The following is a 16025-nucleotide window of genomic DNA, read 5'->3' as shown; positions in this document are numbered from 1 at the left end:
AGTTGCTTTTTTGTGACCTATTTTGCAAGTAGAAATACAGTTGTGCCTTATGTAGAGGCTTTTATTGTAACAGTTGTTATAGCTGTTTTACTTCATTGGATAATGTTCGAAAAAAGTATGATTTTAGCAGTTGAAAAAATGAAGGAAGCCATTGAGGGAATAGCAAAAGGGGATTTGACGAAAAAAATTGACATAAAAGGTGATGATGAATTTGAAACGTTAGCTAAATCTCTAAATAGCTTTTTGAATAACTTTAAAAGATTAGTTACAGAATCTCAACAAACTGCGGAACAAACAGTTGTTGGGTCAAAAAAATTAACACATGAGATTGATAACGTTACCAATGCTGCAAAAGAGATTGCTGCTGCTTTAGAAGAAATTGCAAAGGGGGCAGAAGAGCAAGCAGAAGCTGCTCAGCAAACTGCCAAGGATGCTAATCAAGCTTTTGAGTTTAATAAAGAGATTAAAAGTAAATTTAATGAAACTAAAGATTTAAGCTTTGAGATGGGAAAAGTAATAAAAGAAAATGAAGCGATTATGACTGAATTGATGAAAAGGATAGAAGAAAGTGCTAACAAGAATAAGGAATTAATTAAAGAAGTATTGGATTTAAGAGAAAGAGCAAATAAGATAACAGATATAATTGGAATGGTGAATAAAATTGCAGATCAAACAAACTTATTAGCTTTAAATGCTGCAATAGAGGCAGCAAGAGCAGGAGAACAAGGAAAAGGCTTTGCTGTGGTAGCACAGGAAGTGAGAAATCTTGCAGAGCAGTCTGCTTCTGCTGCGGGAGAAATAGTTTTACTGACTAAAAACATTCAAGAAAAAATTAAAGAAGTTTCGGGGAAATTGGAACAAGAAATTCAAAACGCGTTAGAAAATTTGTCTTATACAAATACTGCAAAAGAAAAGATAGAAAATGTAGTAAAATCTAGTAGCAGAGTTATAGAGGCGATTATGTCTGTAGACAACTTAGTAAACTCTCAATACGATAAAATTAAAGAAATTAAAGAACTCAATCACAAGATTGCAGCGGTTACACAACAAACTGCAGCAAATACCCAGGAGACATTAGCTTCTACTCAAGAACAAGTTTCTTCAATGGAAGAATTAAAAAAAATGATGGGAAAATTAAATAACTTTGCAGAAAAATTGCAGACATTAGTTAAAAAATTTTCTAGCACAGTAAAACTTACACAAGAGCAAAAAAGAAAAATTGAAGAGGCTAAAAAGATACTTCAGAGAATAATAGAAGAAAACAAGGAACAGCTGTTTGGGAATAGAGCAAAAGAGATAGTCATGGAAATAATAAAGAAATATCCAAGTTTTGAGTTGGTATTTTCTATTCTAAATAATGGAGATATAAAGGCTATTTCAATGGAAGTAGGAATTTCTAATGTATATCACAGGTCTTGGTTTCAACGGGCTATTGAAGGGGAAATAACAGTGACAGAGCCTTACATTTCTTTAGCGACAAACGAAATTTGTACTACAATTGCAATTCCTGTTTACAATTCAGAGAAGAAAATAATGGGAGTTTTTGGAGGGGATGTACAATTAGGTAAATAAAATAGTACTTGTAAGCATAAAATATAATAAATATTACTTGAAATGTTATTTTTAAAGTGGTATAATGTTCTTGAAATGGAATTTTGGTTTTTTGGGTAAGTTTGATATTTTGGGATAAAAAATAAAGTAGAGGAGGAGTTATGATGAATGTGATTGACCCGCTTATCAGTGCTGTTATTAACTATGTAGAAAAAGACCCAGAGAAAAATTTAGACAAAATAGCTAATCTTCTGTCAAAAATTGCAATAATGCCCAATCATAAACAGCAAATAGAAAGTGTGAAGAGATTTTTAGATGACAAAGACAGCAATTGGTACAGATTTGCAATGAAAATTCTTAAAAATATTGACAAAAACATTATAAAAACTTTAGGTGTTAATTTCTTTATAAATGCTAGCTTGAAAGGAATTCCAAAACAAAAAGAATTAGAAAACAAATTAGATATTAACATTCCGTGGGCAATTTTGATGGATCCAACTGAGGCTTGCAATTTAAGATGTGTAGGATGCTGGGCAGGACAGTACAAACCTCACAATCTTTCTTTTGAAGTGATGGATAGAGTATGTACAGAAGCAGAAGAGCTGGGCATATATTTTATAGTTTTGTCTGGCGGAGAGCCTACTGTCAGAATGAAAGATATTATAAAGCTTGCTGAAAGACATAAAAATCAAGTATTCCACTTGTTTACCAATGGTACTTTAATCGACGAAGATATGATAAAAGAAGTTAAAAGAGTAGGCAATATTACTTTTGCAGTAAGTATTAATGGTTTCAAAGAAAGTAACGATGCAATACGAGGAGAAGGTACTTTTGATAAAATTATGAGAGCAATGGATTTGATGAGAGAAAATGGGGTGCTGTTTGGATATTCAGCTACATCTACAAGAACAAATGTAGAGGAAATTTTAAGTGATGAATTTGTAGACATGATGATAGATAAAGGAGCTGCCTTTGCTTGGTATTTTACTTATATTCCTATAGGCAGAGACCCTGATATCAGCTTCATGGTTACACCTGAACAGAGAAAGTATAGCTATGAAAGAATAAATTATATAAGGGCTACAAAGGAACTTTTTGCAATTGATTTCTGGAATGATGGCGAATACAGTGGAGGATGTATTGCAGGAGGAAGAAGGTATCTACACATAAATGCAGCAGGAGAAGTTGAGCCTTGTGCTTTTATTCATTATTCTAATGTAAATATAAATGAAGTAAGTTTATTAGAAGCATTACAGTCACCTATTATGAAAAGCTATAGAAAAAGGCAGCCATTTAATCTAGATCATCTAAGACCATGTCCTCTTATTGATAATCCAGAAAAACTTTTAGAAATAGTAAGAGAATCAGGTGCTAAACACACAGAAGCAAGTCCAGCTGCTCATATAGAGAACCTCTATGATGATTTAAGGGTAGTTGCTGATAATTGGGGTAAAGTAGCTGATGAAATTTGGGAGAAAAAAATGGAAATGAAAAAAGAGGCTTGACATAAATACTAAAATCCCCTATAAATTTAGATAGTATTACTTAATGGGGTGTTGAAATGCTGACAAATAGGAGGGTGGAATTTTTAAAAACACTGACTGAACTTTATGATTCAAAAGGTGAGCCCGTTCACTATACAGATGTGGCGCAGGCAATGAAAATTAGCAAATGGACAGCTTATGATATTTTAAAGGAATTAGAGAAAGGTGATTTTGTTAAGACCGAGTATTACCTTGGGGAGGAAAAAAGCCAAGGAAGATCTACTTTAAGATTTCTACCAACAGAAAAAGCTTATGAAATATTTAAAAAAGCGAATAAAGATGAATGGAATTCCCTAAGAGATACTTTGATTAAAAAAGTAAAAAATAGTAAGCCTAATTCTCTTGAGGAAATATTAAATGAGATGTTTCAGGCTACTAAGCCTATAGAATTTTGTGCATATGCTATTACTGCATTTTTACTAAAACTTAGGATGGCGGGAGGCCTTTCCATGGAGAGTATAGAAAATTTACTGGCCTCTGTTAATCCTACTTCTTCTTTAGTTTTATTTGTAGGAGCAGTATTAGGTGTTTTGTTGTACACTAAAGTAAAGAGCGATATAGACAAAAAATTGGCTGAAAACATTCAAAAGTTTTATATCAATTTAAATAAACTGAATTCGCAAGATGTCAATTTACTCAATAACTTTTTGAGAGAACTCCTTGCAATTGTATAAGGCTATATGCCTTATTTTTTTGCATATTTTCAAAGAGAAAGTTAAAAACTATTGAAGCAAGGGAAGGTTAATGATATAATGTATGTGTAAAATTTTACATAAAAAGATTAGGAGGTAATGGTATGAAAGTTTATGTCGACCAAGACGAATGCATAGCTTGTGGGGTTTGTATAGACATGTGCCCAGATGTTTTTGACTGGAATGATGAAGGGAAATCCCATGCAATTGTAGATGAAGTTCCAGCAGATTTAGAAGATTGCGTAAGAGATGCAATGAGCTCTTGTCCTACAGAGGCAATAAAAGAAGAATAACCCGGATTTTTCCGGGTTTTTTCATACATTTTTAAAGAAGCTTTAGGGGAAAATATTGATAAAACGAAATATGGAGGGTTTTTATGGGGAAAAGAAAAAAGTTATACCCTAAAGCTGAGGATGAGTTAGATTCTTTGAAGCAAGAAGCTGCTGAAGAGCTTAATTTAGATGATGATATTGAAAAACGCGGATGGGAAAACATGACTACAAGAGAAGTGGGTAAAATAGGAGGAAACATGGTAAAGAAAATGATAAAATTTGCAGAAAAAGAAATGGATGAAAGAGACGGAAAAATTGATGAAGAAGATTAATTGGCTGGAGGACTATCCTTCAGCCAAAATTTATTCTTTGTGTAAAAAGAGGAAAAATTGATTTGTTGGCGAATAATTATTATTAAAAAGATTGGGTGGGTGTTGTTATGGGAAAGTTGAGTTTTAACAGATTAAAAAGATATGTAAATCCAGAAGTTTTTGATTTTGACACAACTGAAGAAATCCCTCCATTAGAAGGAATAATAGGACAAGACAGAGCGAAAAAGGCAATGGAATTTGGAATTAAAATAAAACAGAAAGGTTACAACATATTTATAACAGGAATAACTGGAACTGGTAAAACTAGTTTTGCCTCCAGTTACATAAAGAAGATTGCAAGAACGGAAGAAAGGCCAAATGATTGGGTTTATGTATATAATTTTGAAAAACCTGCTCAACCAATAGCGATAGAATTACCAGCTGGAATGGGCAAGCAATTCAAAAAAGACATGGAGGATTTTGTGGAACAACTCCAAAGGGATATACCTAAAGCTTTTGAATCGGATTCTTATGATATGCAAAAGAGTGAGATAATAAAGAAATACCAAGAAAAAAAGAGTGAGCTAATGGAAGAATTAAATACGCTTGCAAAAAGTTTTGGATTTGTCTTAAAAGATACTCGCACAGGTATTATAAGCATTCCTGTTATAGAAGGAAGGCAAATAAGTCAAGAAGAGTTTCAACAGTTAGATGAAGAAGTAAGAAAGGAAATTGAAAAAAGAGCTGCAGAATTTGAAGTAAAAGCTCTTCAAATATGGAAGGAAATACAATCTATTGACAAACAAGCGAGAGATGAAATTAAAAATTTGGACAATAATATAGGTCTCTTTGCTGTAGGTCATTTGATTGAGGATTTAAAGGGGAGATATAAAGTAAATGAAAGTGTGCTAAAATATTTAGAAAGCGTCAAAAAGGACATCTTAGAAAATATTGGAAGTTTTAAGAGTACTGATGGAGAAGATATGCCATTTCCTCTTTTGATGAGGAAAGAAAAAGCCTTTTTAAAAAAGTACATGGTTAATTTGCTTGTAGACAATAGCAATACTGACGGTGCTCCAGTTGTGTTTGAGTATAATCCTAACTATAATAACATAATAGGAAGTATAGAATACGAAAGTGACTTTGGAGTTGCTACAACGGACTTTACTAAAATAAAAGCTGGAGCATTACATAGAGCAAATGGCGGTTATTTAATTTTGCAAGCAAAAGATCTGTTATCTTATGCTTATGCTTGGGATGCTTTAAAAAGGTCTTTAAAGACGGAAAAAATTATAATTGAAAATATATCTTCTCAATATGGATTTTTGTCAATTTCTTCTTTAAAACCAGAGCCTATAAAGTTGGATGTAAAGGTGATTTTAATAGGTACCCCTTATCTTTACTATTTGCTTTACAATTATGATGAGGACTTTAGCAAACTTTTTAAAATAAAAGTAGATTTTAACGAAGAGATGGAGCTAAATGAAGAAAATATGAAAAATATGGCTTCTTTTATAAAGACCCACTGTGTAGAAAACAATTTAAAGCCCTTTGACAGGGAAGGTGTTGCAAAAGTTATAGAGTATAGTACTAGACTTTCTGAGGACCAGGACAAATTAACTACCCGCTTTAACGAAATTGTGGAAGTATTGTATGAGGCAGATGCCTGGGCAGGTTTGGAAGGAAGTCAAGTAGTTACAGGAGTCCATGTTAAAAAGGCTATAGAAGAAAAAATAAAGAGGGTAAATAAGCTAGAAGAAAAAGTTTTAGAATATTTCAAAAGGGACATATATCTTGTTGATGTTGAGGGAGAGAGAGTAGGAGTTGTCAATGGATTAGCTGTTATAAATTTAGGGGATTATGAATTTGGTAAGCCTTCAAGGATAACTGTCACCACATACCCAGGGGAAGAAGGGGTTGTAAATATTGAAAGAGAATCAAAAATGAGTGGTAGAATACACGACAAAGGAGTTATGATATTGACAGGTTATTTAGGGAGTAAGTTTGCAAAAGATTTCCCTTTGACCCTCTCTGCTAGAATCGTTTTTGAACAGTCCTATGAAGGAGTAGAAGGAGATAGTGCTTCCAGTACAGAACTTTATGCACTCCTTTCCAGCCTTGCAGAAGTTTCTATAAAACAGGGAATTGCCGTAACAGGGTCAGTCAATCAATTTGGGGAGGTACAACCGGTGGGAGGAGTGACCCATAAAATAGAGGGATTTTACAAGGTTTGTAAAGAAAAAGGTTTGACAGGGGAGCAAGGAGTAATAATTCCTCATCAAAATGTCAATAATTTGGTTTTAACAGAAGAAGTTATAGAAGCAGTTAAAGGAGGGCTTTTCCACATCTACAGTGTAAAAACAATTGAAGAAGGGATAGAAATTTTGACAGGAAAAAGCTTTGAAGAAATTTACGATAAAGTTTATAGAAAGCTTAAATATTATTATGGATTATTGTCTAATAAAAAAGAAGATAAAGGGGATAAATAGTGGATTGTGTAACTAAGGAAGAGATAAAAAAATTTGCACAACAAATTGGCATTGACTTAGTAGGTTTTGCAAGTCCTGATTGTTTGAAAGAATATAACAATTTTCTAAAAGAAAGAGAAAATTTAGGCTATAGTTGTTCTATTGAGGAGAGAGATATTCAAAAAAGAATCTCTCCTGAATTTATTTTGCCTGAAGTGAAATCTATTATAGCCATAGCTTTATCATATAATGTGGAACATGAGATTAAATATTATAGTAGAAGCTATGGTATAATTTCAAGAAGCAGCTGGGGAGTAGATTATCATAAAGTTTTAAAAGAGAAGATGGAAAAACTTTCTGAATTTATAAAATCAAAATGCCAAGAAGTAAAAACAGTATGTTTAGTGGACAATAACCCGCTTTTAGAAAGAGAAATTGCCTACCATGCAGGGATAGGGTGGTTTGGGAAAAATGGACTTATAATAAACGATGAATATGGTTCATATATTTTTTTAGGAGAAATACTCATAAACAAATATTTTGAGCCGGATGCACCGCAAAAAACTAAATGTGGGGATTGTAATTTGTGTATAAAAGCTTGTCCTACAAATGCTATAGCTGAACCTTATATAATAGATGCCAATAAATGTTTGTCTTATATTACAGTCAAAAAAGGCAAAATAGAAGAAAAAATAGCTAAAAAAATGGGCAGAAGAATATATGGCTGTGATACTTGCCAGCAAGTGTGTCCTTTTAATAAAAGAGCAAAAAAGGTAGTAAGGCCAGAATTTGTACCGGATAAGTTACTGCCAAGACATGACTTAATAGAAATTTTAAATATGTCAAAAAAGGAATTTGCAGAAATTTTTGGACCAACTTCTTCCTCTTGGAGGGGAAAAAGTATTATAATAAGAAATGCTATAATTGCTTGTGTCAATACAAAGGAAAAAAGTTGTATAGAGCCTATAAAAAACTTGTTAAAGTCACAAAGTCCTCTTTTGAGAGGATATAGTGCATGGGCTCTTTCTCATTTGTGCGACAAAGATAAAGAAGTCGTGGTTGAAATAAAGGAAGCGTTAATTGAAGAAAAAGATGAATTTGCTAAAGAAATGATGGCAAAAGCGATAAATAGGTTAAAAGGGTGAGGAAATTGCAAATAACAAAGGAAGAAGCCTTAAAAGTCATAGAAATACTAAAAAATACTTATCCTAATGCTAAGTCAGGGCTTAAATTTACTAATCCGTTTGAGCTTTTAATTGCCACAATTTTGTCAGCGCAGTGTACAGACAAAAGAGTGAATATAATTACTGACAGGCTTTTTAAAAAGTATAAAACGCCGGAGGATTTTTTAAAGCTTACTCCTGAAGAGCTTCAAGAGGAAATAAGGGAATGTGGTTTGTATAGGAATAAATCAAAAAGTATATTAGAGACATGTAAAATTTTAAAGGAGAAATACGATAGCAAAGTGCCTGAAACTTTAGAGGAATTGTTGACATTACCGGGTGTGGGGAGAAAGACTGCCAATGTAGTTTTAAGCAATGCTTTTTCCAAACAGGCTATAGCAGTGGATACTCACGTTTTCAGAGTGTCCAATCGCATAGGTCTGGCGGACAGTAAAGATGTTTTTACAACAGAGAAGCAGCTTATGGAATTAATACCAGAAAACTTATGGTCTTTATCTCACCACCTTTTAATTCATCACGGAAGAAATTTGTGCACAGCGCGAAAACCTAAATGTGATGAGTGCCCTGTAAATCATCTGTGTTTGTATTTTAAAGGAAGGAAAAATTAATATTTTCGTAACCTTTTTAAGAAATTATTAATTGTATTATAAAGCTAATTGTAATATTATACTATTGTAAATGGAAGAAAGGAATAGGAGAGAAGCAAATGCAAGCAAAGGGTGGTACTAAAAAAAATAATTATTTTTATATTGCAATTATTTTATTGCTTTTGGTTTTCTTATCATCTTCTTTTGCGTATTTTTATTTAATGCTTAATTCTAAAGTTATTGCAAAGGGGATTTTTGTAAATGGCATAAGCATAGGAGGGATGACAAAAGAGGAAGCGGTAAACTTTCTTAAAAATAAGATAAAACTTCCTTCTTTTTCCATTACAGCTAAGTATCAAGACAAAGATTTTGTTATCACATCAGAAGATATCAATTTATCTTATAGCTATCAAGAAATGGTAGATGAAGCTTACAAAATAGGTAGAGAAGGAAATCCTATTGAAAGAGTGAGAGAAATTTATGTGACAGAAAAAGAGGGAAAGTATTTTAGCTTTTATCCCAAGTACGATGAAAATAAATTAAAAGAGTTTGTTGATAAAATTTCTCAAGAGATTGATAAAGAGCCAGTTAATGCGAAAATAAAAATTACAGGAGGAGTAAAACAAATTACACCAGATGTAGAGGGTGTAAAAGTTGATAAAGAGAAAACTTTAAAAAATCTAAAACAGCTTATAGATGAATTAGTAAAAGGAAAGACAGAAAAGACAGAAGTAGAGATTGTAGCGGAGAAAGTTGAAGCAAAAATTTCAAAATCAATGTTAGAAATGATAAATGGACGAATTTCCACTTTTTCTACAGTATTTAATCTTCAAGATGTAAACCGTTCGGGGAATTTAGCAGTGGCGGCAAGAGCCGTAAATGGAACATTGCTTTTGCCAGGAGAGACTTTTTCTTTAAACAAAACTTTAGGTCCAAGAATTATAGAAAATGGTTATAAAGAGGCACCAGTGATAGTAGGAAACAAGCTTGTACCAGATCTCGGTGGAGGTGTGTGCCAAATTGCTACAACCTTGTATAATGCAATTTTACGAGCGGATATAGCAATTACTGAAAGATACCATCACAGTTTTCCGGTAGCTTATGTACCACCAGGACAAGATGCTACTATTTCGGGAGATGTTTTAGATTTAAAATTTAAAAATTCTACTCAATATCCCATATATATTGAATCCTACATAGAAGGCAACAAATTAGTAATGAACATATATGGTTATGTGAAAAATCCTTCAAGATGGATAGATATTCAGTCAGAGATTGTTGAAAAATATGAGCCTAAAATAAAATATATAGATGACCCGACCTTGCCTCAAGGAGAAGAGGTTGTGGATATACAGCCCCATACTGGCTATAAAGTCAATACATATCGTTTGATTTATGAAAATAACAAATTAGTTAAAAGAGAATTTTTATATACAGATGTGTATAAGCCAGTAGATGGAGTAATTAAAAGAGGAACTAAAAAAGTAGAAAAATCTAAACCTATAGACGAGGAAAAAAAGGATGGAAGTGGTGATTTCACTCCAGAACAAGAAAGTCCACCTCAGGATAGTGCGCTCCAGCCTACCAACCCTTAATTTCTTAAAAAAATTCCCACTTTCTATTTAAAAAGTGGGAATTTTTTTAATTGCTAAGCTTCTTTTGACAAGCAGGGCAATAACCATAAAAATATAATTTTTGTTCTACCAGTCTGTAATCTGTGTGCTTTTTCACTTCTTCTATGAGATTTTGAAGAACAGATTCATCTAAATCTTCTACTTTGCCACAGCCCAGGCATACCAAATGAGGATGTGAGTTTGTATTAGCATCATATCGGAAACTGCCTTCTCCTACGTTTAATTCTTGAATGAGCCCTATATTTTTTAAGACTTCTAAAGTTTTATATACAGTAGCTAAACTCATTGTAGGAAAATCAGAGGCAAGCTTTTTGTATATAGTTTCTGCTGTAGGATGTTCTTTTGTATTTCTAAGCAGATTAAGTATTGCTAATCTTTGAGGTGTTACTTTAAGCCCTTTTTGCTTTAAGAGGGCAGCAGCTTCCTCCATTATATCACTCCATTTCACAAAAGATAATATTTTTCTTTTGATATTTTGTGTCTTAATTATATCTCTATTCATTAATAATGTCAATTGTTTTTGAACAAGTCGGCGATATGGCAATTTACAGTGATATAATGTATAATATAATTGAACACAATAAATTAAGGAGTTGAAAGGAATGCAATACAAATTAATTGCCATCGATATGGATGATACTCTTTTAAGACACGATAAAACTATATCTAAAGAGAATATAGAGGCATTACATAAAGCTCGGGAAAAAGGAGTATATGTGGTAATATCTACAGGAAGGGTTTTTGCTTCCGCTTATGCATATGCAGATATGATTGGTTTTAGAACTTACATAATTGCAAGTAATGGTGCTTTGATAAGGGACCCTAACAATAATACTATTTATGAAAGTATTTTAAACTATGACAGTATGGTAGAAATTATAAAGGTTTGTCAAAAATATAATACATATTTTCAGCTTATAAGTGACACGACAGTTTTTTCGCCAGAGATTACAAATAAATTTCAAAGATACGCTGAGTGGAATGAGCTTTTTAAAACAGAATTAAAAGTAAATGTTAAAGAGATAAAAGAGCCATTAGAAGACATAGATAAACTAAAAGACAGTGTTTTAAAAATCATAGTTTTTAATGATGATATTGAGGTATTAAAAAGCATAAGAGAAGAATTGTCAAAAAATGATTCAATCCAAATCACCAGTTCCTACATGGACAATATTGAAATTGTCAACAAAGGAGTTAGCAAAGGAAGGGCTCTTGAAATTTTGGGAGAATATTTAAGTATAAAAAAAGAAGAAATGATAGCAATAGGAGATAGTGAAAATGATATTGAAATGATCAAGTTCGCAGGGTTAGGAGTAGCAATGGAAAATGCGATTGAAGAAGTGAAAAAGGTAGCAGATTTTATAACAAAGTCTAATATGGAAGATGGTGTAAAGTACGTTATTGATAAATTTATATTAAAACAATAAAAAGAAAGGAGTATTTTTATGAAAAAAACTGTATACTTGCGCATAACCGGACATGTGCAAGGGGTGGGGCTGAGGTATTCTGTGTATCAAAAGGCAGTTTCTTTGGGAATTGCAGGTTATGCGGAAAATCTTTATGATGGCAGTGTAGAAGTTGTTGCAGAAGGGGAAGAGGAAAGTATTAAAGAATTGATAAATTTTATTAAAACAGGTTTGAGATGGGCAAAAGTAGATAATGTAGAAGAAAGATGGTCGGATTACAAAGGGGAGTATCGGGATTTCCGGATTTATTAGTTGCTCTTTTTTTATTCAATAAAACGTTTAAATGTGATATAATAATTAAAAAATAGTTTTACTATTTTAATGAGTTAATTTATTAATAGCGATTGAGGGTGCATGAATATGAGGATGGAATTCGATTTAAAACTTCAACAAACTCAAAAACTTATAATGACTCCTGAACTAAAACAGGCTATTGAGATTTTACAATTAAATTCCTTAGAACTTAATGCTCTTATAGAACAGGAATTAGAGACTAATCCTCTTCTTGAAAAAGAAGAAGTTATCGAAGAAGATATATATGAATCTAATGATTTTACTGAGTTGGCTAAATATATACGAGAAACAGAAGAGAGAATGTATTATGATGATTCCGATGATGAAGAAATAGAAGAAGTCAATTATGAAAACTTTGTGTCCACAAAGCCTTCTTTGACTGACCACCTTTTGTTCCAACTTCACATAACCCCTGTTTCTCCTAAAATCCAGAAAATATGTGAATATATAATATTTAGTCTAAGTCCGAGTGGTTATTTGAGAGAGGATATAAAAGATATTGCGGAAATTCTGGAATGTACTGAAGAAGAGGTATTAGAAGGATTATCTATAGTTCAATCTTTTGACCCCCCAGGAATTGCAGCACGTAATTTGCAAGAATGTTTAAAACTTCAGCTTTTAGCCCAAGATAGTTACAAAGGCATTGTAAAAGAATTGGTAGACTATCATCTTGAGGAAATTGCTGAGGGGAAGTATTCATACTTAGCAAAGTTGTATAATATTTCCCTAAAAGAAGTGCAACAAGCTGTAGATTTTATAAAAAAACTCAATCCTAAACCGGGAAGCAGCTTTTCTTCTACAGCAGATGTTAGATATATTGTACCAGATGTGGAGGTAATAAAAAGAGAGGGAGAGTATTTTGTTATAGTAAACGATTCAGTCACTCCTAAGCTCAAGATTAATAATTACTATCATTCTATTTTAAATAGCCATGATGAAGAAGCTAAAAAATATATAAATTCAAAACTGCAATCAGCCATGTGGCTTATAAAGAGTTTAGAAAGTAGAAAAGAAACTTTGTATAAAGTACTATAGATGAGAAAAATTGATAACAAATATTACCATAAAATAGATGCACTACACCTATGCTAACTGTAGTTCTGCTAAAATTTCATCAATAGGTACTTTATTATTAGCTCGCTCATACAGCCATTGAACACGCTGCTTTTGTACTTCTTTGCGTACCATTTTTATTCCTTGCCCAAATTTGCAATATTCGTCGCCTGAAGTCGTACAATACAGGTATGTCAATGATATAAGCCATAATAATCTATCTATTGATTTTGTTGATCGTACTTGATATGTATTTAGTCCAAGATTATTCTTTGTCTGCCTAAAGAATATTTCTATAGGCCATCTTTGACTGTAGTAATTTAGAATAGTCTCGGTATCTAATTCAGTATCAGTACAGATAAATGCATGTAGAGCATTTTCATTTTTAAAAGCTTTCTCAGGCCAGCACAATACTACTACAGCATTATCTATGCCATTTAAGGCTCCTTCATAGCGATATACCCAGTAATTAGAACCGTTTACTGTAACGAGGCAAACTTCGTTCTTTTCGATATATTGGGCAAAATCTTTTATCTGAATTCTGATGCCTTGTGGATAGATAATCCTGTTAGTTTTTAATGCTCCTATGAGATGGTATCCTCTTTCGAAATGTGCTTCTATTACTTTTTTGTTTATGTACCATGAATCACATAGTCCATATGCTGGTCCTTTAGGTATTGGAAGCATAGATACCATTTCACATATTCTTTCGATTTTGCTTTTGCCACCTTTTTCATAGCGCTCAATGCAGTAAGGTAATACCACATTGCCGCAAGATAGCATCATGGTAAGAAGTTGATGTCCCCAAACTTGCTTCCCTTTTAAATGTGATTGATGGAATCCTGTTGCCTGGATAGTATGTTTAGCCTGTAACGAAGGCTTTGTCTTCTCAGCAATAGTATCATCAAAAATCACAAATATCGGCTTGTTGCTAGTTTGGGATAATTCAAATATAATGCGAATAACTTCTCGCCTTATAGCTCTCCATGCATACTCTATATTCCAAACACCTTGGCTTAAGAATTTGCCAAACGTGGTTCTATGGCAATTAGCAAGGCTTAAATTAACTATATCTGTAACAGTACCACTATAACCTTTTTGAGTGGCAGCAATTATAAATTCTAAAATATGACGAATAACAGGTTTAGTAAAATATAATGCAAAATTTAATTTCATTAAGTACTGGATTATTGATGAATTTTCTGTTATTCTTTTATTATGAGACATTTGCTCCACTCCTATGATTAATATTGTTATAGGGTAACAACATATTAATACCATAGAAGCGAGCATTTGTCTCTATTTTTATTAAATTTTTTCATATAAGTTTGTTATGGTAATTTATGTTAGTGAATTTTCTCATCTATAGTAAAGTAGTTAAAGCAATAGTGGAGTTACAAAGGGATTTTCTTGACAAAGGTATCAATTACTTAAAGCCTATGACACAAAAACAAATTGCTGATATTGTAGGTATCCATGAATCTACTGTCAGCAGAGCTATAAATGGGAAATATGTTGCGACTCCAAGAGGGCTTTTTGAACTAAAATTTTTCTTTCAATCTGGAATTTCTAATAAAAATGGGAATGAATTTTCTGCTGAAACTATTAAAAATCTCATAAAAAAATTGATCGAAGAAGAAGATCCAACAAATCCTTTAAGTGACCAGAAAATAGCGGATATTTTAAAAGAAAAAAATATTAATATTTCAAGAAGAACAGTGGCAAAATATAGAGAGGAATGCAACATTCCTTCTACTATCAAAAGAAGAAGATATTAAATGGGCATGTAAATGCCCATTTAGGCTATTGAAAAAGCTTTATTAATAGTATAAAATAGTTAATGTAAATACTTTTTATGAAATGTGGGACATTTATAGAATAACGGGACTTTAACCGTCCTGAAGAGGGAAATGGCATGAAAGATATTATAGCTTTACAACAAAAGATAGTACCAGAGTTAATAGATTTACTTCAAAAGAGATATACTATAATGCGAAACATATATTTTAATCAACCCATAGGGCGAAGGGCACTTTCACACCAGTTGAATATGGGGGAACGAATAATTAGAAGTGAGGTATCCTTTTTGAAGGCTCAAGGTTTGGTGGATATAAATCCGATGGGAATGACAATTACTAAAGAAGGAGAAGAACTTATTGAAAACCTCAAAGATTTTATTCATGAGCTTAAAGGATTAAATAACATTGAAAATCTTTTAGAAGACAAGCTACAGGTAGAAAAAGTTATAGTAGTACCAGGTGATGTTGAAGAAGACTCCATGATAAAAAAAGAGTTAGGCAAATCTGCAGCTAATTACCTAAAAACAATAATAAAATACGACAGTATAATTGCCTTAACGGGTGGCTCAACTGTCTTAGAAGTTGCAAATGGTATGCCTCAACTTTATTCCCAATCAAACATAGTAGTTGTGCCAGCCCGTGGTGGATTAGGCCGGGAAGTAGAAAAGCAGGCAAATACAATCGCTTCAATTTTAGCTAAAAAACTTGGCGGTACATACAAGATGTTGCACGTGCCGGACAATTTAGGCAAAGAGGCGGTAAAGAGTCTCATCAAAGAGCCGGATATAAAAGATGTGGTAGAAACCTTGAAAAAAGCAGATATTTTGATATTTGGAATAGGTCGCGCAGATATAATGGCAGAGAGAAGGAATTTACCACAAGATATTAGAGATTTTTTAGAAGCGAACAATGCTACAGCTGAAGCTTTAGGCTATTACTTTGATAAAGAAGGGAAAGTAGTCTATGCTACACCAAGTATTTTTCTGACTTTAGAAGACCTAAAGTTTGTTAAAAATTTAATAGCAGTATCTGGCGGAAAAGGTAAAGCAGAAGCTATTGTTTCTACTTGCAGAAGTGGCAATGTACAAGTGCTTGTCACTGATGAAGGAGCTGCTTTTGAGATTTTAAAAATTGTTTAAAACACCTTTTCAGGTGTTTATAAAATAAAAA

The 16025-nt window shown here is 32.6% G+C and carries 16 protein-coding genes; 14 read left to right on the top strand and 2 right to left on the bottom strand.

The features are described 5' to 3' along the window. The first annotated feature begins 12 nt into the window (after nt 1–12). The 9 genes from EB239_RS11380 (at nt 13) to EB239_RS11340 (ending at nt 10204) form a co-directional block, all read left to right on the top strand. Nucleotides 13–1572: a methyl-accepting chemotaxis protein gene (locus tag EB239_RS11380; RefSeq protein ID WP_318261377.1), complete on the top strand. Its 1560-nt coding sequence runs from the start codon at nt 13–15 to the stop codon at nt 1570–1572. Between the two features lie 143 nt (nt 1573–1715). After that, on the top strand, nt 1716–3056 hold the full coding sequence (locus EB239_RS11375; RefSeq protein WP_129545148.1) for a radical SAM protein: 1341 nt from the start codon (nt 1716–1718) through the stop codon (nt 3054–3056). Between the two features lie 56 nt (nt 3057–3112). After that, nucleotides 3113–3769, top strand: coding sequence for a helix-turn-helix domain-containing protein (locus EB239_RS11370; protein ID WP_003870211.1), 657 nt, complete (start codon nt 3113–3115; stop codon nt 3767–3769). 122 nt (nt 3770–3891) lie between these two features. Continuing rightward, nucleotides 3892–4080: a ferredoxin gene (locus tag EB239_RS11365; protein ID WP_003870210.1), complete on the top strand. Its 189-nt coding sequence runs from the start codon at nt 3892–3894 to the stop codon at nt 4078–4080. A gap of 83 nt (nt 4081–4163) precedes the next feature. Further along, on the top strand, nt 4164–4391 hold the full coding sequence (locus tag EB239_RS11360; RefSeq protein WP_003868666.1) for an alpha/beta-type small acid-soluble spore protein: 228 nt from the start codon (nt 4164–4166) through the stop codon (nt 4389–4391). Between the two features lie 107 nt (nt 4392–4498). Further along, entirely contained in the window at nt 4499–6859 is a 2361-nt protein-coding gene (locus tag EB239_RS11355) for a Lon protease family protein (RefSeq protein WP_003870209.1), read from the top strand. Continuing rightward, entirely contained in the window at nt 6859–7983 is a 1125-nt protein-coding gene (gene queG, locus EB239_RS11350; RefSeq protein ID WP_003870208.1) for a tRNA epoxyqueuosine(34) reductase QueG, read from the top strand. The genes EB239_RS11355 and queG overlap by 1 nt, the downstream gene beginning before the upstream one ends. A 5-nt stretch (nt 7984–7988) precedes the next feature. After that, complete coding sequence (gene nth / locus EB239_RS11345) at nt 7989–8630, top strand: endonuclease III (protein WP_019907822.1); 642 nt, start codon at nt 7989–7991, stop codon at nt 8628–8630. A gap of 98 nt (nt 8631–8728) precedes the next feature. Further along, nucleotides 8729–10204 carry a VanW family protein gene (locus tag EB239_RS11340; RefSeq protein ID WP_003870206.1) on the top strand — a complete coding sequence of 492 codons (1476 nt, stop codon included), beginning with the start codon at nt 8729–8731 and terminating at the stop codon, nt 10202–10204. A gap of 46 nt (nt 10205–10250) precedes the next feature. Here the strand turns inward: EB239_RS11340 and EB239_RS11335 are convergent, their stop codons facing one another. Beyond that, the gene (locus tag EB239_RS11335; RefSeq protein WP_003870205.1) at nt 10251–10673 is read right to left on the bottom strand and encodes a Fur family transcriptional regulator; all 423 of its coding nucleotides are present in this window, start codon (nt 10671–10673) and stop codon (nt 10251–10253) included. Between the two features lie 172 nt (nt 10674–10845). On the opposite strand from EB239_RS11335, the gene EB239_RS11330 reads away from it, so the two are divergent. The 3 genes from EB239_RS11330 (at nt 10846) to EB239_RS11320 (ending at nt 13038) form a co-directional block, all read left to right on the top strand. After that, nucleotides 10846–11670, top strand: coding sequence for a Cof-type HAD-IIB family hydrolase (locus EB239_RS11330; protein WP_003870204.1), 825 nt, complete (start codon nt 10846–10848; stop codon nt 11668–11670). An 18-nt stretch (nt 11671–11688) separates the two neighbouring features. Further along, complete coding sequence (locus EB239_RS11325; RefSeq protein WP_003870203.1) at nt 11689–11961, top strand: acylphosphatase; 273 nt, start codon at nt 11689–11691, stop codon at nt 11959–11961. A 108-nt stretch (nt 11962–12069) separates the two neighbouring features. Continuing rightward, nucleotides 12070–13038, top strand: coding sequence for an RNA polymerase factor sigma-54 (locus EB239_RS11320; RefSeq protein ID WP_318261376.1), 969 nt, complete (start codon nt 12070–12072; stop codon nt 13036–13038). Between the two features lie 48 nt (nt 13039–13086). Here the strand turns inward: EB239_RS11320 and EB239_RS11315 are convergent, their stop codons facing one another. Continuing rightward, a complete protein-coding gene (locus tag EB239_RS11315; protein WP_003869480.1) occupies nt 13087–14283 on the bottom strand; it encodes an IS701 family transposase in 1197 nt (398 codons plus the stop codon). 116 nt (nt 14284–14399) lie between these two features. Between EB239_RS11315 and EB239_RS11310 the strand changes: the two genes are divergently transcribed. Continuing rightward, complete coding sequence (locus tag EB239_RS11310; protein WP_318261375.1) at nt 14400–14834, top strand: RNA polymerase factor sigma-54; 435 nt, start codon at nt 14400–14402, stop codon at nt 14832–14834. Between the two features lie 137 nt (nt 14835–14971). Further along, entirely contained in the window at nt 14972–15994 is a 1023-nt protein-coding gene (locus EB239_RS11305; RefSeq protein WP_003870201.1) for a sugar-binding transcriptional regulator, read from the top strand. Nucleotides 15995–16025 lie beyond the last annotated feature (31 nt).

Origin of the sequence: Thermoanaerobacter ethanolicus JW 200 (assembly GCF_003722315.1) — a bacterium.
Taxonomy (GTDB): domain Bacteria; phylum Bacillota; class Thermoanaerobacteria; order Thermoanaerobacterales; family Thermoanaerobacteraceae; genus Thermoanaerobacter; species Thermoanaerobacter ethanolicus.
Note: the sequence above shows the minus strand (reverse complement) of the source record. Positions and strands in the feature narration are given on the sequence as shown.

Coding starts and splice junctions, on each gene's coding strand:
- EB239_RS11375 (WP_129545148.1), top strand. CDS start 1,716: ATGAATGTGATTGACCCGCTTATCAGTGCTGTTATTAACTATGTAGAA.
- EB239_RS11370 (WP_003870211.1), top strand. CDS start 3,113: ATGCTGACAAATAGGAGGGTGGAATTTTTAAAAACACTGACTGAACTT.
- EB239_RS11365 (WP_003870210.1), top strand. CDS start 3,892: ATGAAAGTTTATGTCGACCAAGACGAATGCATAGCTTGTGGGGTTTGT.
- EB239_RS11360 (WP_003868666.1), top strand. CDS start 4,164: ATGGGGAAAAGAAAAAAGTTATACCCTAAAGCTGAGGATGAGTTAGAT.
- EB239_RS11355 (WP_003870209.1), top strand. CDS start 4,499: ATGGGAAAGTTGAGTTTTAACAGATTAAAAAGATATGTAAATCCAGAA.
- EB239_RS11340 (WP_003870206.1), top strand. CDS start 8,729: ATGCAAGCAAAGGGTGGTACTAAAAAAAATAATTATTTTTATATTGCA.
- EB239_RS11335 (WP_003870205.1), bottom strand. CDS start 10,673: ATGGAGGAAGCTGCTGCCCTCTTAAAGCAAAAAGGGCTTAAAGTAACA.
- EB239_RS11330 (WP_003870204.1), top strand. CDS start 10,846: ATGCAATACAAATTAATTGCCATCGATATGGATGATACTCTTTTAAGA.
- EB239_RS11325 (WP_003870203.1), top strand. CDS start 11,689: ATGAAAAAAACTGTATACTTGCGCATAACCGGACATGTGCAAGGGGTG.
- EB239_RS11320 (WP_318261376.1), top strand. CDS start 12,070: ATGAGGATGGAATTCGATTTAAAACTTCAACAAACTCAAAAACTTATA.
- EB239_RS11315 (WP_003869480.1), bottom strand. CDS start 14,283: ATGTCTCATAATAAAAGAATAACAGAAAATTCATCAATAATCCAGTAC.
- EB239_RS11310 (WP_318261375.1), top strand. CDS start 14,400: ATGTTAGTGAATTTTCTCATCTATAGTAAAGTAGTTAAAGCAATAGTG.
- EB239_RS11305 (WP_003870201.1), top strand. CDS start 14,972: ATGAAAGATATTATAGCTTTACAACAAAAGATAGTACCAGAGTTAATA.